Raw genomic sequence first — 22,249 nt, 5'->3', positions numbered from 1 at the left:
TCTCAAAGAGCTGTTTTTTATGTCAAAATATTTATAAGTAAATATTAGAAATATACGCGTAAACCTGCTGCGTATTTATTTTCTTTTTCTTTATTATCAACACCCTCTACTTTAGTAGTAGAACGTGCATATTCAACAAATGTTACAACATTTTTAGTGAATTTATAATCTGCACCTACGATATAAACATTTTCAGTTTCTTTATTATCTACAGGACTTTGATCAAATTTAGTTTGATTACGTTGCCATTGTAAATAAACTTTTGATGGTTCAATTACTTGATAAGAGGCACCAACTAACAAGCTACGATCCGTTTGAGTTTTTACATCATTTTCTTTATGACCAGTTTGACCATACTCAACGCCAAATGAAGCTGGACCATAAACGATTTGAGCTGATGTTCTCCAAGAAGTATCTTTAGCAACGGTATTAGTTGTTGTTTCATTATCAAAACGATAAACCCCATAACCAGCGGCTAAATTTAATGCTAAATCTTCTGCTAAATCACGAGTATAGAATAGAGAAACGCCATAACCATATTTTAATTTTAATTCAGTAGCACCCATTGCTGTTCTTTGTTTACTTGAATCACCGAATAAATAGTCAGTACCAAAACTGAAACCGCTCCATTCAGCTGATTTAAATTTAACAACTTTATTATCTGCATCTACTAAATTGTTATTTCCGCCCCAGATATAAGCAAAATCAGATAAAGAAACATCATCAGCAGTAGTTGCTTGTTTACCAAAAGTCAATGTACCTACTGCATCATATGCTAAACCAGCATATAATTTATTTGTTTCCGGTGAACCAAAAGTGTTAGACGATTCATCATCATCTTTAGTATCAGGCGTATCATTATCGCTATCAACACCACCTTTAAAACGTAACTCATAGCCAGCTAATGCTTTTAAGCCATTACCTAATTCGTGTTCTGCTTTAAAAATTAAACGTGAACCATCATTACGTAAATCAGCACGTTGATCCTTACCAAATTTACCTAATGCTACACGAGCAGAACCTGAAACTTCTACTTTTGTACCATCTTGATTATAAACCACTGCTGCATTTGCTGCGGTTGCTGCGAAAGCAGCGACTGTTAATGCTACTAATGTCTTTTTCATAATAAATTCCTTTCAGAATCAGTTTTAATAAGATTAAATTGAACCATTTAGTCAATAAACGGTCAAAGCCACTTCATTTGGAAGTGTTTCGTATATTGGCAAAGAAAAATAATACTGTCAATAAGATTTTGTGATTTATATCACGTTTTTAGATAGGAGTGGTTATTAATTAAATATTTAGAACCAAAAAAACCCATAACCTAAGGCTATGGGTCAACAAAACATTAATAAAACAGTTAATGTTTTAATTAGAAGTGTACACGTAATCCAGCATAAACTTTGTTATTACGTTTAGCATCTTTAAGTTTTGAAGTATTATACTCTACGAAAGTTTCAACTTGTTTATGCAATTTGTAACCTACACCCAAAGCAAACTCTTTAGTTTTAACTTTTGCCTGCTCTGTTTGTCTATAAGCAGAATAAAGTTTTGCCATATCAGTAACTTGGTAGCTAGCTCCAACTTGGAAACCTTTATTTTTCTCTTTTTTAGTTACCTTAGTTTGAGCATAGTCAACACCTAAGAAGAACCCATTATAGCCCGCACCTAATGCTGCTTTTAATGCTTTTGATTTTTCATTTGCAGCAACATTTGAGTAAGTATAACCTAATTCAGCTTTTACATTTACGCCGTTGTCGTAAGTATTATCATAGAATGCACCTAAAATATAAGCGTCATTTTTAGCTACTTTATTACCATATACGTCTTTTTTATCTGCTTTGCCAAATACATAGTCGGCACCAAAACTAAAACCACTATATTTCTTAGAAGCAAAGTGAATTACTTTATTTCCTGCATCGTGGAAATGACCAGTCCAAAGCCCACCAAATTTATAAGTAGGATCTGCAACACCAAAGTTATCAGCATTAGTTAACTGTTTACCGAATGTTAATGTACCGATATCTGCATGCTCAAAACCAGCGTATAAACGACGAGTAGTTACACCTTCAGAACCGAAATCACCTTTGAAACCTAGCTCAACATAACCTAAAGCTGATAAACCTTCACCTAAATCATGTGTTCCTTTAACTTTAACACGAGATCCATTGTCGTTTAAATCTGCACGTTTATCTGTTTCTTTTTCTAACACTAAACGAAGAGAACCGCCAACATCTACTTTAGTACCATCTTGGTTATATACTACCGCAGCGTTTGCTGATGTTGCTGCTACTGCAGCTACTGCTAATGCAACTAGAGTCTTTTTCATAATTTACTTCCTTTTTTATTCTTGGAACTTTAATTACTTTGACTAAATAACAATTATTTAATCGACTTATGTGTATAAAAAAATATTTTAGAAGTGAAAAGGATTTATCCTAAATCTCTCCTCTTCGGTGACGGATGATATTTAAATATAATTTTTTTGTCAATACTCGGGAACTTTTTTCAATAAATATAAAAACCAATAAAAACAATAAGTTAAATATTAGCTCCATTTGAATAATATTTTAATTATTATAAAAACAAGCTAAATAAAAAATAACTAATTGATTTATAATCAAAAATACTCTTGTGAATTATTACTTCAAGTTTTTGATTTAAAATAAATAATAATTTATATTTTGAGAAGTTGATCACAAAATTTGATTTTAAATTAAATAAAGAACAGCCATATTTAATTAAATAATGACTGTTTTTTTACTATATACTTAATGCTTATTAAAAATTTTCTTTATTAAAATCATATCAAAATAAAATTAATCTTCTTTTATCAACCTATTTTCTTCTGTTTCTGGTTCTAAATCCAATTTTGCCATAAGTAATTGGTCGCCATCTTCTTCTGGATTTCCAGTAACCAACAATTTATCACCATAAAAAATGGAATTTGCTCCTGCCATAAAGCACATTGCTTGCATTTCTTCGCTCATTCCTTGACGCCCAGCCGACAAACGCACATAACTTTTTGGCATTACAATACGAGCAACGGCTACTGTACGCACAAACTCCGTCCAATCTAATTCCTGTGCATCAGCTAATGGCGTGCCTTCAACTTTAACTAACTGATTAATCGGGACAGATTCAGGTTGTGGATCGAGATTGGCAAGGCTGGCAATAAAACTCGCTCTTTCTTTACGTGTTTCATTCATTCCCACAATGCCACCACAGCATACTTTTAACCCTGCCTTACGCACTTTACCTAACGTATTAATGCGATCATCAAAATCCCTTGTGCCGATAATTTTTTTATAATGTTCTGGTGCGGTATCAAGGTTATGGTTGTAATAATCTAAGCCAGCCTCTTTTAAATCTTCTGCCATTCCGTCTTGCAACAATCCAAAAGTCCCACAAGTTTCTAAGCCTAAATCTTTTACCGCTTTAATAATTTCCGTAATTTTTTGAATATCTTTCGGCTTCGGACCACGCCAAGCCGCCCCCATACAAAAACGCCCTGCCCCACGAGATTTTGCTATTTTTGCTTTCTCAACAATTTCATTTACATCTATCAGTTGCTGATTTTGTACGCCAGTATGATAGCGTGCAGACTGCGGACAATATCCACAATCTTCAGGACAACCGCCTGTTTTAATGGACATTAAGGTAGATAATTGAATTGCTTGCGGATTAAAATTTTCACGATGAACTTGAGCAGCACGATAAATTAACTCTAAAAATGGGGTTTCAAATAAAGCTTCCACCTTACATACTGACCAATATTCCAATGTGGGATGTGGTGTTAATGAAGGAATTTGAATAGTTGTATTTAACATAGCACGTCCTTAGTCCATTAATTTTTTATCAAATAAATTTCGGTTTATTCTACCCTTAAAGATTAAAAATCGCTAACCCTACCAGCATTAATTTTTAGAATGCGATCAATTTTTCCATTCAGCTCATCTGGCTGATGGGTAACAATAACTAAGGTTAATTTTTTATCATTAGATAATTGTTCAATTAAATTTAACATTTCTAAACGTAGCTGTGGATCAAGTGCTGAAAAAGGTTCATCTAATAATAAAATCGGCTTATCTCTTAATAAACAACGTGCAAGTGCTACCCGTTGCTTTTGTCCGCCTGAAAGTTCATTCGGTAGGCGATGTAAAAGTGCTTGCAATCCGACCGCACTTGCCACTTCATTCATTCTTTCTAATTCAATAGAAGAAAGTTTTAAGTTAGGCTTAATACCTAATGCGATATTCTGTTGTACCGTCAAATGTGTAAATAAATTATTATCTTGAAATAAAATTGATACTGGTCGTTCTGCGGGAAAAGAATAGGAATGATTTTCGCCATTTAGCCAAATTTCTCCACGATCGGCTTTTTCAAAGCCTGCAATTAAATTCAGTAAAGTGCTTTTCCCAGCCCCACTTTCGCCAATAATCGCCACTTTTTGTTGCGGTTTGATATGCAAATCAAAATACATTGGCATTTCAGGATAATCAAAAAAGGTGTTTAGTTTTATCATTTTTTATTCGCTATTATGTTACTATTGGGATTAGATTTATTATTGAGTTTATAAAAATTATACACTTCTTTCTAGTGTTGAAATGTAATTTATATTGTTAGCTTTATTCATATATCAATGAAGAGAATACCAATTGGAAGATAAAAATAAAGAATTTAAATTAGATATTCCCAAAAAAGAAAATCATTTTAAAGCAGAGATTGTGGCTTTCTTAAACTCTGAAGGTGGTACAATTCTATTGGGTGTTGATGATAATGGAATATATAACGAAGAAATAACTCGTACCAATTCGAAAAATTGGGAAGAAAAAATTTCCAATTGGATTACCAATGCTTTTTATCCCGATGTTAGTCATTTAATTTTTACTTACCCAAATGAAAAACCTTTTAGAATAGAGATTAAAAAAGGTGTTGAAAAACCTTATTACTACAAAGATGGCGAAGGGTTTAATTCAAAAGGTGTGTATGTTCGAGTGGGTAGTACAAAGAGAATAGCAAGTTTGCCAGAAATACAAAGAATGATGCTAAGCTCTAAATCTCACGAATATGAACGCCTTATCTCAAAAGAGCAAGGATTAACATTCAAATATTTACAGAATAAATTTACCAAAAATCATCTTAAATTTGATTTATATGGATTAATGTTAATAAATAAATCATCAGAATTTAATAACGCCGCATTATTGTTAAGTGATCAAAATCCTACCATTACAAAATTTGCGGTATTTCAAGGGACAAATGTGAATACTTTTTTGGATAAAAAAGAATTTACTGGCTCGATAGCCGAGCAAATTGATAATATTTTATACTTTTCCAATTTATCAAATAGAAAAAAAATTATTATCACGGGTAAACCACAACGAGAAGAATACTTAGATTACCCAGAACAAGCGTTGCGGGAAGCCATTGTAAATTGCTACTGCCACCGAGATTGGACATTAAGTGGCGATATTAAAATTGAATTTTTTGATGATAAAGTGCGAATTTATTCTCCAGGAAGTTTACCTGATGGACTTTCATTTGAAAATATCAAAGAAGGAATGGTTGCCAAAAGAAATCCTATTGTTGTAAATGCTCTTGATAAAGGGGATTATATTGAAAATTATGCTTCAGGGATTAGACGTATTTTTTCTGAATATCGAGACTTTGAAAAACAACCTAATTTTTACATTTCCGATAATGGTATTATTGTTACATTATTTAATCGAAATTATGTCAGTATAAATGAGCCCCAAAATGAGCCCCAAAATGAGCCCCAAAATGAGCCCCAAAATGTCGTTCAAAAACTTAATTTATCAGAAAGACAACATAAAATTTACGAAATCTTATTAGCAAAACCTAATATTACTCGAGCTGAATTATCACAAGAATTAAATGTGAGTATAGCGACAATTAAAAGAGATATATCCAAACTCCAAAGCGAAGGGAAATTAGAATATATTGGTAACGCTAAAAATGGATATTGGAAAGTAAAAAATTAATATTGAGAAAAATTTTTATTCCCTATCTACCACTATAAAAATTCCCCCACAAAAAATCAATAATATGAATGCAGTTACAGAAGCGTCTGCAATACGATAACTTCCGAGCTGTTGATAAAGTAGATAAGGTAATGAAGTAAAATCTTGGCTACCAAATAAAGCAATGGCGGTGAAATCGCCTAAAGATAAAGCACAAGCTAAAGCAAAAGCGTATTTTATGGGTGAACGTAAATTATACCATTCAATCAATCGCCAGCGTTGCCAACCTTTAATCCCTAGAGATTGGCAAAGTTTTTCATAATATTGCATATTGTTATTCATTGGTACGGTAAAAATTTTTAACACAAAAGGCATTGAGGCAAGGGCATTACATAATACGACAATTACAAATAAATGTGGCTCGCTAAAATCAATATCTCGCAAAGCGATAAATAATCCCATTGCTAGAACCAATGTCGGTATAGCAAGAATAATCATTCCAATACTAACAATACTATGTGCTAAATAGCGCTGAGATTGCCATTGCAAACGCCGAGATAAAATTAACATAGCCATCGCAAAACTAACCGATACTAGTGCGGATACTGGGGCTATCGACAAAGAATAAGTTAACGCTCGCCATAGTTGTGGATTTTCCCACGCTGCCATTAAATGATTTGAGGTTAATGCCGTAAACACAGTATTGAATAAAGGTAAGAAAATAAACAATATTACGATACTAATTATAAAAACTTGCCAAATTTTGACCGCACTTTTTTGTGTATCAAACCAACTATGGCGACTAGGTAAATTGGTATTTAGTGATTTAGTAAAAATACTGCTGATTGCAAAGAGTATAAAGCAAAAAATAAATTGTAATATGGCAAAAAGCCCCGCTTTTGCAAGATCAAACTCAAATACAATAGATTGGTAGATAGCCACTTCTAAGGTGGTATATTTAGGTCCGCCACCAAGCGTTAAGACGATAGTAAAACTGGTAAAGCACAACATAAATACCAGTACAAAAATAGGTAATAACTGTTGCCGTAAATAAGGCAATTCAATTAATCGTATAAATTGCCAACCTCGAATATTTAATTGAGCGGCAAGCTGTCGTTGTTGACTGGGAATATTTGCAAAGCTTTGTAAAAACATTCTTGCCGCTAAGGGAATATTAAAAAAGAGATGGGCGATTAAAATGCCAGCTAAACCATACATTTCAGGGTGCCAATCTATCCCTAAAAATTGTACTAGTTTGGCTAGCCAACCAGAATGTCCATAAATACCCATTAGTCCAAAAATAGCCACTAACGCTGGTAATACAAAAGTAACGGAAAATAATTTTAGAATTGCTTTTTTAGCAATAAAATTTTGATAGAAAAAAGCTCTGGCAAATAAACCACCAATCAAAATAGACAGTAAAGCAGATAAAAAAGCTTGTGCAAAACTAAACGTGATAACACGGTGTACATAGCTATCTTGTAAAAAATCTTGCCAACTATAATCACTTCCGACTGAAAAGATTGCCTTTAAAGCAATAAAATAAAAAGCAATAATAAATAAAAGTACAAAACTACCGCCCCAATAATCGCTAACATAGCTATTTTTATAGCCTGTTTTGAAATAAAGTGCGGTAGTTTTTTTAAATATTTTTTTTAAAAATTCCATTAATGGCTCAAACTAGATTGCCAGATTTTCACCCAATTTTTTAAGTCTTTATCATTCACTTGCATTGGATCAAATACTCTTTTTTTCATTTGTTCTGCCTTTAAGGCATCAAAATGTGGTTCTGTTGCTGCTGAGATCACAGGTAACATTACGTTATTTTGAGCAAGCACAGATTGTACGGCTGGTTCAATTAAGAATTGCATAAATTGGTCGGCACAAATACTATTATGTCCGACTACTCTTGCAGCCAGTTCAATTTGTAATACACCGCCTTCCGCTAAGTTTGCTGCCACATATTGATCTTTTTGTTCATTTAATAAATGGTATAAAGGTGAGGTATTGTAACTCAACACTAAATCAGACTCACCTTTTAAGAAAGCCCCATAAGTAGCAGACCAACCTTTGCCTACGGTTACCGTATGTTTTGCCAATTTTTTCCACGCATTTTCTATTTCATTTTGTGGATAAACTTGGTTAAGCCATACCACTAGCCCACGTCCCACACTACTTGTGCGAGGATCTTGATAAATCACCCGCAAATCTTCACGATCCACTAGCTCTTTTAGACTTTTCGGCGGATTAGCTAGCTTTGTTTTATCATAAATAAAGGCATATTCCCCAAAATCATAAGGTAAAAATGTTTGATCTTTCCAAGTAATTGGTAAATCTAGTTTCGCTAAATCCACTTTATTACTCGCAAAAACGCCCGATTTTTTTGCTTCTTCTAATACATAATTATCAAGCCCTAAGACAATATCTGCTTTTGTTTTTTTCCCTTCTAAGCGAACTCGATTTAGTAAAGTACCACTACTATCAAAAGACACATAATTCACTTTACATTGTGAATATTGTGTTTCAAATAAATTTTTTACTTTAGGACCAGCTCCCCAATCAGCCGTAAAGCTATCATAGGTATAAACATTGATTGTTTGCGGTTCTGCTAAAACAGAGGTTGAAAGCAATGTTGAGAATAATCCCAATGAAAGTGCGGTCAAAATTTTTTGTTTTTTCATCATTTTTTCCTATTATTTATTGTATGACCAATGATTTGTCGGTCCGTGTCCCTGTCCAATTCCTAAAGGATGGCTAATGGCAGCAGTAATAAATTCTTTTGCGGTACGAATTGCTTGCTCTACTTCAGCTCCTTTTGCTAATTCAGCCGTGATACAAGCTGAAAAGGTGCAACCAGTGCCGTGCGTATGTTTGGTTGGATAACGCTCTGATTCCACCACAAAATCTGTGCTTGGGGTAAAAATCCAATCACGACAAATTTCACTATTGGAGTCATTAGTATGCCCCCCTTTAATAACGACGGTTTTTACGCCGTACGCTTGTAACTGACGTGCTGCTTTTTCTGCACTGTTATCATCGACAATTTCAATACCAGTCAGAGCTTGAGCTTCTGGTAAATTCGGCGTAAGCACATCCGCCATTGGCAACAAAAAGGTTCGCATTGCTTGAATGGCGTTTTGTTGTAATAAAGGTGCCCCACCTTTGGCTACCATTACGGGATCTAACACCATTTTTCCAAAGGAATATTGTTTTAAACTATCCGCTACACATTCAATAATTTCTGGTGTTCCTAACATACCAATTTTAAATGCTGAAATGTTAAAATCTTCTGCGATAGCTTTTAATTGAGCTTGGATCGTTGTTAATGGTATCGGGTGAATATCAAATACCCCTAATGTATTTTGTGCAGTAATAGCAGTAATAGCTGTTGTGCCAAACACTTTACGCATTTGAAAAGTTTTTAAATCGGCTTGAATACCCGCACCACCACCGCTATCAGATCCCGCTATTGTCAATGCCTGTGCAATTTTATTCATAAGTTACCCTTGCTAATTGTTGTGCTTTTTCTTCAGAAATTTCTGCTAACTGATCTAAAAGAGCAATAGAAAAACTACCAGTTTGGGTTTCCGTTAGTGGTTTTGCAGCTAATTCACCTGCAATAGCATAAACCGTACAAGCCTCAACAACCGCCTGAAAATAATCGGCTTCTTCTGCTACACCAACAAATGCAGCACAAACTGCTCCCAATAAGCAACCTGATCCCGTAATTCTCGGGAATAATGCAGTACCATTATGAATTTTAGCCACACGCTCGCCATCAGTAATAATATCCGTTGCGCCACTTAATGCCACGATTGTTTGGTATTGTTTCGCCACTTTTTTGGCAATATCCACAATATCACCATTGCCAGCACCGCTATCAACGCCTTTTACTTGCCAATCAACCTTAGCTATGCTCGCTAATTCCCCCGCATTACCACGTAGAACGGCAATATCTAATTCATTTAATAAGGTTTCAGTGGCATTTTTACGACATTGTGTCGCCCCACAACCCGCTGGATCAAGTACGACTGGTACGCTATTTTTATTAGCGGCTTTTCCAGCTAATAGTTTCGCTTCAACATTGGTAAATGTGCCAATATTTAGCAATAAACCTTGTGAGAAATGTTGAATTTCAGCAACTTCATCTAAATTAGCCGACATTAATGGCGAGGCACCTAATGCCAGTAAACCATTAGCACTGTAATTTGCCACCACAATATTAGTAATACAATGTACTAACGGATTACGTTCACGAATAAGATTTAAATATTTGAATTGCATAGCTTTTCCTTTTTTTATAATAAAAGAATGACCAGCAATATTGACGGTACAGAAAGGGATAAAAAATTAGTTTCCTACGTCAGTATTAACTGTATCAGGTTCACGGGTGTAATCTCAGCTAACAAATTATTAGCACCCCGACTAATAGGCTTACAAGTCTATTATATTTTAGGAAAGTAATGCAATAAATTTGTTATATATATTTAATAAAAGTTATTCCTATAAAGTAGGCTTATATCAATAATATAAAACATTAAAATTTTTAACCGCACTTACAAATTTTTTCGTTTTCCCTTACAATCAATCTGTTTTATTTATATATAAAAAAACAGGACTAAATTATGTTACAAACAGCCCCTTTTATTGATACTTTACATTCATTAGCAAAATTATTAGTAACAAATTTTCCTGAAAAATATGATGACGATATTGAGCGATATGTTAATCAAGAATTAAAACTGCCAAATAGCCACATAAACCAATTACTTTTGGCTATTTCAATGTCTGATTTTTTATCAGAAGTTTTTCAAAAACAACCGCACTTTTTAGATCAATGCTGGCAAAAACTTCCAACATTGGGGGATTGCGATAATTATAAATTGCGATTAAATCAGCAATTACAAGTAATTGAAACAGAACAACAGCTATTTAAAATACTACGTCAATTTAGAAATCAAGAAATGGCAAAATTAAGTATTTGCCAAACTTTAAATTTGGGTTCCGTTGAAGATATTTTTATTCGTTTATCCCGTTTAGCTGAAACACTAATTATTGGAGCAAGAGATTGGTTATATGAAAAAACCTGTCAAGAAATGGGAACGCCAATAGATAGTCAAGGTAACCGCCAACAACTTTATATTCTGGGTATGGGGAAATTAGGGGGAAGTGAACTTAATTTTTCATCGGATATTGATTTGATTTTTACCTATCCTGAAAATGGAGAAACTATTGGTGGCAGACGCTCCGTTGAAAATCATAAATTTTTTACTCGGCTAGGACAGCGGATTATTCAAGCACTCGATCAATATACTGATGATGGTTTTGTATATCGCACAGATATGCGTTTACGACCTTTTGGCGATAGCGGTGCATTAGCATTAAGTTTCAATGCAATGGAGCTATATTATCAAGAACAAGGACGAGATTGGGAACGCTATGCGATGATCAAAGGTCGAATTTTGGGTGCAGATCCGCAAGATCAAAATGTAAAGCTATTACAAAATCTGTTACGCCCTTTTATTTATCGCCGCTATATTGATTTTAGTGTGATTCAATCCTTGCGTGATATGAAAGAAAAAATTACCCGTGAAGTGCGTCGTCGTGGTCTAGTTGATAATATTAAACTCGGTGCTGGCGGTATTCGTGAAATTGAATTTATCGTACAAGTTTTCCAATTAATTCGTGGTGGTAGAGAAATTGGCTTACAACATTATGAATTATTAAAAATCCTACCTGAAATTGAACGTTTACAATTAATCACGCCACAACAACGAGAGGATCTACAACAAGCCTATTTATTTTTACGCCGAACAGAAAACATTCTACAAGCGATTAATGATAAACAAACTCAACAACTCCCTACCAATGAGTTGGATCAACAACGTTTAATTACCGCTTGTGCCGAGTTTACTCAATGGGATAATCAAAAACAAAACATAACAATCACTTATCCAATTAATGACTGGCAAAGTTTTTATACTGTTTTGCAAACTCATCATCAAAAAGTGCGGTCGGTTTTTGATAATTTAATTGGCGAAAATGATGATGAAGAAAAAAATCAAGAAACGGATATTTGGAATGATTTTCTTGATGAAGATTTAGTGCCACAAGAAATTGAACAAATACTGATAACACAGGGTATTCAAGAAAATACCCAAGAAGAAATCATTGATCGACTTTATCAATTTAAAATGGATCTTGCTCGCCGTTCTATTGGTGTTCGTGGTCGCTTAGCATTAACACAGCTTATTCCTAATGTACTAAAACAAATATTTAGTAATCATCAATTTCAAGCACTACTACCAAGAATATTAAATATTATAGATAAAATAGCCACTCGAACTACTTATTTAGAGCTATTGGTAGAAAATCCTCAAGTTTTAACACAATTAATTGAGCTTTGTGCAAAATCAAAAATGATCGCTGAACAAGTAGCGCGTCACCCAATTTTACTTGATGAACTATTAAATAGAAAAGCATTGCTAAATCCGATCCCTTATACTGACTATTCTTCGGAGTTACAACAATATTTACTGCGATTACCTAACGATGATGAAGAACAACTGATTGATGCGTTACGCCAATTCAAGCAAACCATACTTTTGCAAGTCGCAGCAGCGGATATTCTTGGTGCATTGCCCGTAATGAAAGTCAGTGATCATCTTACTTTTTTAGCAGAAGCAATTATTAATGTGGTAGTCAATACTGCTTGGCAACAAGTAAGCCAACGTTTTGGCGTACCTGAATATTTAACGGAAAATGAAAAAGGATTTTTAGTCATTGGGTATGGAAAGCTCGGGGGAATAGAGCTGGGTTACAAATCTGATCTTGACTTAGTCTTTCTATATGATGGTACAAGAACAGGCCAAACAATTGGCGGTAGAAAATCTATTGATAGCAAACAATTCTATCTAAAACTTGCTCAAAAAATTATCAGTATTTTTAGTATTAATACCAGTGCTGGCGTATTATATGAGATAGATCTGCGACTACGTCCATCTGGGGATTCTGGATTACTCGGTTGTTCTTTAAAGGCATTTGAGAATTATCAAACTAACGATGCTTGGACTTGGGAAAAGCAAGCCTTAGTTCGAGCAAGAGTGGTTTATGGCGAACAACATTTACGCCAACGTTTTGATCTTATTCGTGAAAAAGTATTAACCACACCAAGAGAACTTACCCAACTGAAACTAGACATTACTGCAATGCGAGAGAAAATGTATCAACATTTATCTCATAGTAAGGAAAATGAATTTAATATCAAAACAGATCTTGGCGGTATTACTGATATTGAGTTTATTGCTCAATATTTAGTATTAGCACACGCACCTAAAAATGCTTTACTCACAACTTGGTCAGATAATGTGAGAATTTTTGAAATTATGACGGAAAGTGCGGTCATTTCTGAAGAAGTTTCAGAGAAATTAAAAGAATGTTACACCAAACTGCGTAATCGCATTCACCATTTAAATTTATTAGGCTTACCTTCGGTTACCACGATTGAGGAATTTAAACAGGAAAGAGAATTTATTCGTGAAGTTTGGGGGAATTTATTGTATTAATAAAAAAGGAGTAAATTCATAAAATTTACTCCTCTTAATGTAGATATTCTAATAAATTAGAATTCGTAACGAACACCAACTTTTGCACCATATTGATTAATCTTAGTATCTGCAAAAGAACCTAAACGGTTATATTCAAGACCCGCATTTAAATCCCAGTTAGGAGAAAAATTATAACTACCACCGACTATAGCACCATAGCCTAATTTGGTTTCTTTTCTATCATTAAGAAAACCTGGTGATGAATTATTAATATCAAAGCTATTAGAAGCGATTCTTACTCCGACATAAGGCTTAACATCATAATTAACATTAAAATCATATAAGGCAGAGAATCCTAAACTATAGATTTTAGAAGATAATGATTCATTACCAACTTTATCAGAAAAACGACCATAATGACTATAATCAATAGCTAAACGCCAATCAGCAAATTTATAACCTACAGCTAAACTAGGAATGATCTTTGTCTTTGTCATTCCTGAATAACTAGTAAATTTAATTTTAGAAAGACCTAAATCACCTTGTACATAGAAATTTGCACTCGCAGTAGAAAGAGTAAAAGCTCCGACCAAAACTGCTAATAATGATTTTCTCATAAACAACTCCTTATTAGTATAAAATACTATCATGTGTAATTGTAGCCATGTTAATCCTATTTAGAATGAATTACTAGTAGATAATTTCAATTTTTTCTTACATTTTTTACAAAAATATTCTGCTTTATTTTGTTGAATTTTATTATGTCGTCTTAAGGTTAAATGATGAGTTTGACAGTCACAACTATAACTAAAAGTTTGTCCTTGAACATTGATGACATCAAATTGATGATAAATATTAGGCGTTAAACCAAAAATATTTAGCATTATGGACTTCCATTCTTTACCATGAGGCTGCACTTTTCCAAAAACTTGATATACCAACAAATGAGCCAATTCGTGAGGGACAACTTCATTAATAAAGGATTGGGTATTTTCTTGTAATAATGTTCGGTTTAAACGAATTTCATTTTTTTGTAAATAAGCAACGCCAGCTTTTACACCTCGTATTTCATAAGATACAGTAGGCATTGTAAAAGTACGGTTAAAGTAAATTTCAGCTTGTTTTAAACAAGCTGATAATTTACGTTGCACTTGCATTTTAAGCTGACGAAATTGTCCGTTATCCATTATTACTTATCAGCAAAACTTTAATTTTTATAATTCTTTTGTTTGGCATTTTTCATATTAGCCACATAAACAGTTTTAGATTTTTCTTCATAACGATATAAAATTAAAAAATCACCAACGATTAATTCTCTAAAATCAGTATAATTTGTATATTGCCTACAACGTTCAGGGAAAAGTATCAAACTTTCAATTTTTTGGAAACACTGTTTTTTAAAATTTAATCCTGTTTCGGAATATCCAGAAAATTTACTTAATTGAATCGCGTAATCATTAATAAGTTTAATCACCTTCGGAGAAACTAAAACTTTGATCATTTATCTAAACCAAGTTCGTTTTTTAAATCTTTAAATTCGATAGAATAACCTTGAATAGATTGCATTTTTAATACTTCTTTTTCGCTTTCCTCTATAAAACGCAATTTTGCAATTTCTTCAGATACTGCTCGTTTTAAACTCTCGACCATTATCCAGTGTGGCTTACGATTATATTTATCGGCTAAAATTTGAATATCATGTTGTAATTGCTCATCAAATCGAATAGATTTCACTACCATTTTTATTCTCTCTTTTTATTACCCATTAAAATTGTAATACTTTATACTACATTGTATTACATCAAATATTTATTGTATATAAATAAAAATCTCCGTTATAGGAATTTCTACAACGGAGATTTTAATAGAAAAGATAAGTTAATTTAAAGTCTGTTTATTACTTTACTAAAAGCCAATAATCTCTAGGCTATTACAGCCTTTATTCCTTTTAAAGTAACTTGTATTTAATCACTATTAAAGAGAATTAGAATTAACCTTTATGTTTCATTGCTGGGAATAAAATTACATCACGAATTGATGCTGCATTAGCATATAGCATTGCCAATCGGTCAATTCCTAGACCTTCCCCTGCTGTCGGTGGTAAACCATGTTCCAATGCGGTAACAAAATCATCGTCTTTAAACATTGCTTCATCATCTCCAGCTTCTTTTGCTGCTACTTGATCATTAAAACGTTGTTCTTGATCTTCGGCATCATTAAGCTCAGAGAAACCATTACCAATTTCACGTCCACCAATAAATAGCTCAAAACGATCGGTAACGTCTGGATTCTCATCATTACGACGAGCCAATGGAGAAATCTCCGCTGGGTGAGCCATTAAGAATGTCGGTTGAATTAAATGATGTTCTGCGACTTCTTCAAAAATTGCATTTACAATGCTACCTAATCCCCAAGATTTTTGTACTTCAATACCCAATTTTGTAGCAATAGCTTTAGCACGCTCTAAATCATATAAATCTTCTTTAACAATGCCTTTATCTGCACCGTATTTAATGACCGCATCGTGCATTGTAATACGTTCAAATGGTTTGCCAAAATCAAATTCTAAATCACCATAAGGCACGATTGTTGTGCCTAAGATATCAATAGCCAATTTACGCAATAATTCTTCGGTGTTGTCCATTAAGTCGTGATAATCCGCATAGGCTTGATAATATTCAATCATCGTAAATTCTGGATTATGACGAACAGAGACCCCTTCATTACGGAAATTGCGGTTTAATTCGAATACTCGTTCAAAACCACCCACTACTAAACGTTTTAGATAAAGTTCAGGGGCAATACGTAAATACATATCAATATCTAAGGCATTATGATGTGTTACAAATGGACGTGCCGCCGCACCACCTGGGATAACTTGTAACATTGGCGTTTCAACTTCAATAAAACCTTTATTGATAAAATATTCACGAATACCCGCAATCACTTTTGAACGAATAATAAAAGTGCGGCGAGATTCTTCATTAGAAATTAAATCCAAGTAACGTTGACGATAACGAATTTCTTGATCAGATAACCCGTGGAATTTATCTGGCAATGGACGCAATGCTTTTGTCAACAGTTGAACTTCGGTAGTACGAATAGTTAATTCTTCCGTTTTGGTTTTAAATAATGTCCCTTTAACACCAACGATATCCCCTAAATCCCAGTTTTTTACGTCTTCCGCATAAACCCCTTCTGGTAACGCATCACGAGAAATATAAAGCTGAATTTTTCCACTCATATCTTGCAGAGTAATAAATGTCGCTTTTCCCATTGCACGACGAGTCATAATACGCCCAGCTACTTTTACTTCAATCTCTTTTTCTTTTAAGGCTTCGCCATCTTCTGCATCATATTTATCGTGTAAATCTTGTGCTAATGAGTCACGACGAAAAGTGTTTGGAAAAGCAATTCCTTTTTCGCGTAATTGTGCTAATTTTTCACGGCGTACCGCCATTTCACCATGAAAGTCTAATTCATTAGTTGCTGTTGAAATAGTTTCTTGTTTTGACATTTTTTTACCTTAATATAATTGCGAATACTTTCTAAATATATACTGATTTGTTGAATTATAGACCTGCTTTTAAACTCGCTTCAATAAATTGATCTAAATCCCCATCTAATACCGCTTGGGTATTTCGATTTTCAACACCAGTTCTTAAATCTTTAATACGAGAATCATCTAGCACATAAGAACGAATTTGACTGCCCCAACCAATATCCGATTTTGTTTCTTCCATTGCTTGTTTTTCAGCATTCTTTTTCATCATTTCCATTTCATACAATTTTGCTCTCAACTGCTTCATACATTGATCTTTATTTTTATGTTGAGAACGATCATTTTGACATTGTACAACGATTCCACTTGGAATATGAGTAATTCTTACCGCACTTTCCGTTTTATTAACGTGCTGCCCACCTGCTCCAGAAGCACGATAAACATCAATACGCAAATCCGCTGGGTTAATATCAATATCCACATTATCATCAATTTCAGGATAAATAAATGCAGCACTGAAAGAAGTATGGCGACGATTATTTGAGTCAAATGGACTTTTACGTACTAAACGATGAATACCTGTTTCTGTTCTTAACCAACCAAACGCATATTCCCCAGATACTTTCACAGTAGCTGATTTTATACCTGCCACATCACCATCAGAGGCTTCAATTAATTCTGTTTTAAAACCACGACTCTCTGCCCAACGTAAATACATACGCAATAACATTTCCGTCCAATCTTGTGCTTCTGTACCACCAGATCCTGCTTGTAAATCAATATAACAATCACAAGCATCATTTGGACCGCTAAACATTCTTCTGAACTCTAATTTAGCCAATTTTTGCTCAAGTTCTTCCGCCTCTGCAACGGCTTCATTAAAAGTTTCTTCATCCTCAGCTTCAATGGCAAGCTCAAGTAATCCCTCAACATCTTCAATACCTTGTTCAAGGGATCTTATGGTATCAACAATTTGCTCTAAATTTGACCGCTCTTTACCTAATGCTTGCGCCTTTTCTGGTTGATTCCATACATCAGGCTGTTCAAGTTCAGCATTGACTTCTTCTAAACGTTCAACTTTTAGATCAAAGTCAAAGATACCCCCTAAGCACAGTAGTACGCTCAGCGAGATCAGATAATTGATTTTTTATTGGATTAATTTCAAACATAACTTTTCTCGTATCATAATAAACCTATGATTATATGCTATTTTGCAATTATTTGATAGATTTCCTATTGGAAAGAAAGGCAAAATTTTAGTTTGTCATTTAGATTATTTATCTATCTTATGTTAGAATTGAGCCAATTTACTGACTTAATTTTATTTATTAGGAACCAAAATGAAAAAAAATATTATAACATTATCTTTACTACTTACCTCTTCAGCCATTTTTGCAAATGATACCGCAATCAAGGAAAGTTTAAAAAAACTAGGCGCTTCAGATATTGAAGTAAGTAATTCTCCAATTAAAGGAATCAAAACCGCAGTAACGGACTCAGGTGTACTCTATGTATCTGAAGATGGGAAATATGTATTACACGGTTCATTATATGAAATAACAGATAATGGACCTATTGATTTAACTGGAAAAGCACTAGTTAATAAACTTAATAATCTAAAAAATGAGATGATTATTTATCCTGCAAAAAATGAAAAACATGTTGTTACTGTTTTTATGGATATATCTTGCTACTATTGCCAAAAATTACATAAAGAAATGAAAGAATATAATGATCTCGGCATTACTGTAAGATATTTAGCTTTCCCGCGTAGTGGACTAGATACAAAAACAGCAAAACAGATGGAAAGCATTTGGACAGCAAAAGATCCTATTTTTGCATTAAATGAAGCTGAAAATGGAAATCTACCAACGAACTTAAAAGCAGCAGATAAAATTAAAAAACATTATGAGTTAGGTGTCCAATTTGGCGTACGTGGTACCCCAAGTATTATTACTTCTAAAGGAGAGGTTATTGGCGGTTATTTAAAACCAGAAGAATTACTTGAAGCATTAGAACATAACCAATAAAAATAATCAAAACTGTAAAATAAAGGCACTGTTGGGTGTCTTTATTTGTTAAGGAAGATCTTCATTGTGAATAAAATAATCCGACGTCGTCCAATCGCAGAAAGCGAACAACTCTCTGAGAATCCATTACTTGATCGCCTATATCGAGCAAGAAAAATCAAAAATACTCAAGAATTAGACCGCACTTTGTCGTCATTATTAACACCTGATTTACTTAATGGAATATCAGAAGCCGTTGATTTATTAATTGAAGCACAAAAAAATAATACAAAAATAATAATTGTGGGAGATTTTGATGCAGATGGCGCAACAAGTACTGCACTAATGGTCAGAGCGTTACGCCAACTAGGCCTCCAAGATGTATCTTACCTTATCCCTAATCGCTTTGAACAAGGTTATGGTTTGAGTATTGATGTAGCTAAAATGGCACTTAAACAGCAAGTAGAATTACTGATTACAGTAGATAACGGTGTATCTTCCTTTGAAGGAGTGGAATATTTGAAAGCTCACAATATTAAAGTACTTATTACTGACCATCATTTACCGCCAGAAACCTTACCTAATGCCGATGCAATCGTTAATCCTAACTTACCTGATTGCCATTTTCCTTCTAAATCATTAGCAGGTGTTGGCGTGGCATTTTATGTAATGCTCGCATTACGCGCAAAATTACGAGAATTAGGACAGTTTGACAAAAATACACAACCAAATTTCCTTGAATTACTGGATCTTGTTGCTTTAGGGACTATTGCTGATGTTGTCCCATTAGATAAAAATAATCGCATTTTGGCACACCACGGCTTAGAGAGAATTAAGCGAAATTTATGTAATTGTGGGATTCGTGCTTTAATTGAAATAGCCAATCGAAATATTAATGAACTTTGTGCCTCTGATCTTGGCTTTGCTATCGCTCCTCGCCTGAATGCGGCAGGACGTTTAGATAATATGTCTGTGGGCGTAGCCTTATTACTTGCCGATAATATGGAAACGGCGAGAGCATTAGCATTGGAATTAGATGGCTTAAATCAAACGCGTAAAGAAATAGAACAAGGGATGAAACTTGAGGCATTAGAAATTTGCCGAAATCTTACCGCACTTCAACAAGATATACCAATGGGAATTACATTATATCAAGCGGATTGGCACCAAGGTGTATTAGGGATTTTAGCGTCACGTATTAAAGATAAATTTCATCGTCCAACAATCGCTTTTGCTCAAGATCAACAAGCTGGAATTTTAAAAGGTTCTGCCCGATCGATTGAGGGATTACATATGCGAGATGTATTAGAAAGAATTCATTCTCAACACCCAAATATGATCTTAAAGTTTGGGGGACACGCAATGGCTGCTGGACTGAGCATTCGAGAAGAATATCTTAATCAATTTCAAAAAGCATTTAATCAAGTTATCAAAGAATGGCTTGATGAAAGCTCACTACAAGGAATTATTTGGACAGATGGCGACCTTTCAAATCAGTTAATGACCATAGAAACAGCGGAGCTAATTCGCCGAGCGGGACCTTGGGGACAAGCCTTTCCTGAACCTATTTTTGATGGAGAATTTAAAATTTTACAACAACGTTTGGTAGGCGAAAATCATCTCAAAATGATGTTAGAACCTAAACAAGGCGGACCACTTTTAGATGCAATTTATTTTAATATTGATACCCAATATTACCCCGATCTATCAATAAAACAGGCCAAAATTGCCTATAAATTGGATATCAACGAGTATCGTGGACAACGAAATATCCAGTTATTAGTTAATTATTTAGAACCGCTTTCGAGTGAATAAAATATGAATATTTTACGTATCAGCATTTTACTATTAGGAATAGTCCTATCTAATGCTTTCGCTCAAAATACGACGCCTTTTTCATCGAAGAATGTACCTCATTTACCGTCAAAGAATATTATTCAATTTGAAGATGGAAGAGATTATTTTTCCTATGAACAACCAATCCTTTTACCTAAAAGATTAGATAATAAAATTCCCATTCTATTTTTCTTTAATTATGATTGTCGAGTATGCTCCATTGCTCATGATATCGTACTTTTATATAGTCAGCTTAACCATGATACAGTTGTTTTGGAAGAATATCCTGTTGCAACAAATGAGGATTTTTTATCAGCAAATATATTTTTATCCCTAAAAAAATTAGATCAACATAATATTTCTGATTTATTACTTTTTGAAAGTGCTGATAAAAAACGATATGTTGAATTATCATATTATGATAATTTACTAAACTGGTTAAAAGGTAAAAATATTGAGCCGCAAACTTTTACTAATTTATTCTATTCAAAAGAAGTTAAGCAACAAATCAAAGAAATAATTCAACTAACAGAAGATTATGGCGTATTTACTTATCCCTATGTAATAATTGATGGTAAATATGTACTCACTGCCAGTACATTATATAATGATGATTATAGTTTCGCTGTGTTAAATTTTTTACTCAAAAAAATACAACAAGGAAAAAAATAATGAAAATAGGAATTATTGGGGCAATGCCACAAGAAATTGAAATTTTAGCCAATGCAATGGAAAACCGCACAACAACTAAAATAGCGAGTTCAACTATTTTTCAAGGGAAAATTAATGGGCAAGATGTTGCCTTACTACAATCAGGAATAGGTAAAGTCGCAGCGGCAATAGGAACGACCATTCTATTGCAATTAGTTAAGCCTGATATAGTAATTAATACAGGATCAGCTGGAGGCATTGCAGAGGGACTAAAAGTTGGTGATTTAGTTATATCCACAGAAACCAATTATCACGATGCTGATGTTACTGCATTCGGCTATAAAAAAGGACAACTCCCAGCTTGTCCTGAAAGATTTATTTCTGATAAAAATTTGACCGCACTTGTAAGTAAAATTGCCGAAACACAAGGTCTAAATGTGAAATATGGCTTAATTTGTTCTGGGGATAGTTTTATTAATGATGAACAAAAACTAACAAAAATCAAAGCTGATTTTCCTGATGTTATCGCAGTAGAAATGGAAGCCGCAGCCATTGCACAAGTTTGTGATGCATTCAACGTTCCTTTTGTCGTTGTTAGAGCAATCTCTGATGCAGGAAATGGTGAAGCCAGTATGTCATTTGAAGAATTTTTACCATTAGCTGCAAAAAAATCCTCAGAAATCATACTTGAAATATTAAATGAAATCTAAAATCAAGGAA

The 22,249-nt window shown here is 33.8% G+C and carries 20 protein-coding genes and 1 riboswitch; of the genes, 6 read left to right on the top strand and 14 right to left on the bottom strand.

The window, feature by feature from the left end:
- Positions 1-44 precede the first annotated feature (44 nt).
- The 4 genes from EV697_RS01150 to thiQ all read right to left on the bottom strand — a co-directional run bounded on the left by EV697_RS01150 (position 45) and on the right by thiQ (position 4,525).
- On the bottom strand, positions 45-1,124 hold the full coding sequence (locus tag EV697_RS01150) for a porin (RefSeq protein ID WP_132021710.1): 1,080 nt from the start codon (positions 1,122-1,124) through the stop codon (positions 45-47).
- A gap of 248 nt (positions 1,125-1,372) precedes the next feature.
- Positions 1,373-2,329 carry a porin gene (locus EV697_RS01145; protein ID WP_132021708.1) on the bottom strand — a complete coding sequence of 319 codons (957 nt, stop codon included), beginning with the start codon at positions 2,327-2,329 and terminating at the stop codon, positions 1,373-1,375.
- A 490-nt stretch (positions 2,330-2,819) separates the two neighbouring features.
- On the bottom strand, positions 2,820-3,830 hold the full coding sequence (gene bioB, locus EV697_RS01140; protein ID WP_132021706.1) for a biotin synthase BioB: 1,011 nt from the start codon (positions 3,828-3,830) through the stop codon (positions 2,820-2,822).
- Between the two features lie 62 nt (positions 3,831-3,892).
- Positions 3,893-4,525: a thiamine ABC transporter ATP-binding protein gene (thiQ, locus tag EV697_RS01135; protein WP_132021704.1), complete on the bottom strand. Its 633-nt coding sequence runs from the start codon at positions 4,523-4,525 to the stop codon at positions 3,893-3,895.
- A 133-nt stretch (positions 4,526-4,658) separates the two neighbouring features.
- Here thiQ and EV697_RS01130 point away from each other — a divergent pair, with 133 nt between their 5' ends.
- Positions 4,659-6,005, top strand: coding sequence for an RNA-binding domain-containing protein (locus tag EV697_RS01130; protein ID WP_132021702.1), 1,347 nt, complete (start codon positions 4,659-4,661; stop codon positions 6,003-6,005).
- A 15-nt stretch (positions 6,006-6,020) separates the two neighbouring features.
- Here the strand turns inward: EV697_RS01130 and thiP are convergent, their stop codons facing one another.
- Genes thiP through thiM form a run of 4 tightly spaced genes read right to left on the bottom strand, consistent with a single transcriptional unit; the run spans position 6,021 to position 10,268 of the window.
- Entirely contained in the window at positions 6,021-7,634 is a 1,614-nt protein-coding gene (gene thiP / locus EV697_RS01125; protein ID WP_418883952.1) for a thiamine/thiamine pyrophosphate ABC transporter permease ThiP, read from the bottom strand.
- Between the two features lie 17 nt (positions 7,635-7,651).
- Positions 7,652-8,647: a thiamine ABC transporter substrate binding subunit gene (thiB, locus tag EV697_RS01120; RefSeq protein WP_418883951.1), complete on the bottom strand. Its 996-nt coding sequence runs from the start codon at positions 8,645-8,647 to the stop codon at positions 7,652-7,654.
- Positions 8,648-8,677: 30 nt separating this feature from the next.
- Positions 8,678-9,481 carry a bifunctional hydroxymethylpyrimidine kinase/phosphomethylpyrimidine kinase gene (gene thiD / locus EV697_RS01115; protein WP_132021696.1) on the bottom strand — a complete coding sequence of 268 codons (804 nt, stop codon included), beginning with the start codon at positions 9,479-9,481 and terminating at the stop codon, positions 8,678-8,680.
- Positions 9,474-10,268, bottom strand: coding sequence for a hydroxyethylthiazole kinase (thiM, locus tag EV697_RS01110; protein WP_132021694.1), 795 nt, complete (start codon positions 10,266-10,268; stop codon positions 9,474-9,476). The genes thiD and thiM overlap by 8 nt, the downstream gene beginning before the upstream one ends.
- Positions 10,269-10,322: 54 nt before the next feature.
- Positions 10,323-10,418, bottom strand: a riboswitch (TPP riboswitch).
- Positions 10,419-10,609: 191 nt separating this feature from the next.
- Between thiM and glnE the strand changes: the two genes are divergently transcribed.
- Entirely contained in the window at positions 10,610-13,549 is a 2,940-nt protein-coding gene (gene glnE / locus EV697_RS01105) for a bifunctional [glutamate--ammonia ligase]-adenylyl-L-tyrosine phosphorylase/[glutamate--ammonia-ligase] adenylyltransferase (RefSeq protein ID WP_132021692.1), read from the top strand.
- A 56-nt stretch (positions 13,550-13,605) separates the two neighbouring features.
- Here the strand turns inward: glnE and EV697_RS01100 are convergent, their stop codons facing one another.
- The 6 genes from EV697_RS01100 to prfB all read right to left on the bottom strand — a co-directional run bounded on the left by EV697_RS01100 (position 13,606) and on the right by prfB (position 18,202).
- Positions 13,606-14,148 (bottom strand): opacity family porin, encoded by a 543-nt coding sequence (locus tag EV697_RS01100; RefSeq protein WP_132021690.1) that lies wholly within the window; start codon positions 14,146-14,148, stop codon positions 13,606-13,608.
- Positions 14,149-14,208: 60 nt separating this feature from the next.
- The gene (locus EV697_RS01095) at positions 14,209-14,718 is read right to left on the bottom strand and encodes a SprT family zinc-dependent metalloprotease (protein ID WP_236824064.1); all 510 of its coding nucleotides are present in this window, start codon (positions 14,716-14,718) and stop codon (positions 14,209-14,211) included.
- A 20-nt stretch (positions 14,719-14,738) separates the two neighbouring features.
- The gene (locus EV697_RS01090; protein WP_132021688.1) at positions 14,739-15,032 is read right to left on the bottom strand and encodes a type II toxin-antitoxin system RelE/ParE family toxin; all 294 of its coding nucleotides are present in this window, start codon (positions 15,030-15,032) and stop codon (positions 14,739-14,741) included.
- Complete coding sequence (locus tag EV697_RS01085; RefSeq protein ID WP_132021686.1) at positions 15,029-15,271, bottom strand: CopG family ribbon-helix-helix protein; 243 nt, start codon at positions 15,269-15,271, stop codon at positions 15,029-15,031. Before EV697_RS01085 ends, EV697_RS01090 begins: the two co-directional genes overlap by 4 nt.
- A 250-nt stretch (positions 15,272-15,521) precedes the next feature.
- On the bottom strand, positions 15,522-17,048 hold the full coding sequence (gene lysS, locus EV697_RS01080) for a lysine--tRNA ligase (RefSeq protein ID WP_132021684.1): 1,527 nt from the start codon (positions 17,046-17,048) through the stop codon (positions 15,522-15,524).
- A 55-nt stretch (positions 17,049-17,103) separates the two neighbouring features.
- Positions 17,104-18,202 (bottom strand): peptide chain release factor 2 gene (prfB, locus tag EV697_RS01075; RefSeq protein ID WP_132021682.1). Its coding sequence is split into 2 segments (ribosomal slippage): positions 17,104-18,126 and positions 18,128-18,202, totalling 1,098 coding nucleotides; the frame shifts between segments, so codons are not numbered across the junction.
- Between the two features lie 171 nt (positions 18,203-18,373).
- On the opposite strand from prfB, the gene dsbC reads away from it, so the two are divergent.
- The 4 genes from dsbC (at position 18,374) to EV697_RS01055 (ending at position 22,239) form a co-directional block, all read left to right on the top strand.
- On the top strand, positions 18,374-19,063 hold the full coding sequence (gene dsbC, locus EV697_RS01070) for a bifunctional protein-disulfide isomerase/oxidoreductase DsbC (RefSeq protein ID WP_132021680.1): 690 nt from the start codon (positions 18,374-18,376) through the stop codon (positions 19,061-19,063).
- A gap of 66 nt (positions 19,064-19,129) precedes the next feature.
- Positions 19,130-20,857 (top strand): single-stranded-DNA-specific exonuclease RecJ, encoded by a 1,728-nt coding sequence (recJ, locus tag EV697_RS01065; protein ID WP_132021678.1) that lies wholly within the window; start codon positions 19,130-19,132, stop codon positions 20,855-20,857.
- A gap of 3 nt (positions 20,858-20,860) precedes the next feature.
- Positions 20,861-21,550, top strand: a complete 690-nt coding sequence (locus tag EV697_RS01060) for a thiol:disulfide interchange protein DsbA/DsbL (RefSeq protein WP_132021676.1) — start codon at positions 20,861-20,863, stop codon at positions 21,548-21,550.
- Positions 21,550-22,239 (top strand): 5'-methylthioadenosine/adenosylhomocysteine nucleosidase, encoded by a 690-nt coding sequence (locus tag EV697_RS01055; RefSeq protein ID WP_132021674.1) that lies wholly within the window; start codon positions 21,550-21,552, stop codon positions 22,237-22,239. Before EV697_RS01060 ends, EV697_RS01055 begins: the two co-directional genes overlap by 1 nt.
- Positions 22,240-22,249 lie beyond the last annotated feature (10 nt).

It is taken from the genome of Bisgaardia hudsonensis, from assembly GCF_004345785.1.
Taxonomy (GTDB): domain Bacteria; phylum Pseudomonadota; class Gammaproteobacteria; order Enterobacterales; family Pasteurellaceae; genus Bisgaardia; species Bisgaardia hudsonensis.
The sequence above is the reverse complement of the archived record's forward strand: the minus strand, read 5'-3'. Positions and strand labels throughout refer to the sequence as shown.

Excerpts from the sequence above, each read along its gene's own strand:
- EV697_RS01150 (WP_132021710.1), bottom strand. The coding sequence starts at position 1,124 with ATGAAAAAGACATTAGTAGCATTAACAGTCGCTGCTTTCGCAGCAACC.
- EV697_RS01145 (WP_132021708.1), bottom strand. The coding sequence starts at position 2,329 with ATGAAAAAGACTCTAGTTGCATTAGCAGTAGCTGCAGTAGCAGCAACA.
- bioB (WP_132021706.1), bottom strand. The coding sequence starts at position 3,830 with ATGTTAAATACAACTATTCAAATTCCTTCATTAACACCACATCCCACA.
- thiQ (WP_132021704.1), bottom strand. The coding sequence starts at position 4,525 with ATGATAAAACTAAACACCTTTTTTGATTATCCTGAAATGCCAATGTAT.
- thiD (WP_132021696.1), bottom strand. The coding sequence starts at position 9,481 with ATGAATAAAATTGCACAGGCATTGACAATAGCGGGATCTGATAGCGGT.
- thiM (WP_132021694.1), bottom strand. The coding sequence starts at position 10,268 with ATGCAATTCAAATATTTAAATCTTATTCGTGAACGTAATCCGTTAGTA.
- glnE (WP_132021692.1), top strand. The coding sequence starts at position 10,610 with ATGTTACAAACAGCCCCTTTTATTGATACTTTACATTCATTAGCAAAA.
- EV697_RS01100 (WP_132021690.1), bottom strand. The coding sequence starts at position 14,148 with ATGAGAAAATCATTATTAGCAGTTTTGGTCGGAGCTTTTACTCTTTCT.
- EV697_RS01095 (WP_236824064.1), bottom strand. The coding sequence starts at position 14,718 with ATGGATAACGGACAATTTCGTCAGCTTAAAATGCAAGTGCAACGTAAA.
- EV697_RS01090 (WP_132021688.1), bottom strand. The coding sequence starts at position 15,032 with ATGATCAAAGTTTTAGTTTCTCCGAAGGTGATTAAACTTATTAATGAT.
- EV697_RS01085 (WP_132021686.1), bottom strand. The coding sequence starts at position 15,271 with ATGGTAGTGAAATCTATTCGATTTGATGAGCAATTACAACATGATATT.
- lysS (WP_132021684.1), bottom strand. The coding sequence starts at position 17,048 with ATGTCAAAACAAGAAACTATTTCAACAGCAACTAATGAATTAGACTTT.
- dsbC (WP_132021680.1), top strand. The coding sequence starts at position 18,374 with ATGAAAAAAAATATTATAACATTATCTTTACTACTTACCTCTTCAGCC.
- EV697_RS01060 (WP_132021676.1), top strand. The coding sequence starts at position 20,861 with ATGAATATTTTACGTATCAGCATTTTACTATTAGGAATAGTCCTATCT.
- EV697_RS01055 (WP_132021674.1), top strand. The coding sequence starts at position 21,550 with ATGAAAATAGGAATTATTGGGGCAATGCCACAAGAAATTGAAATTTTA.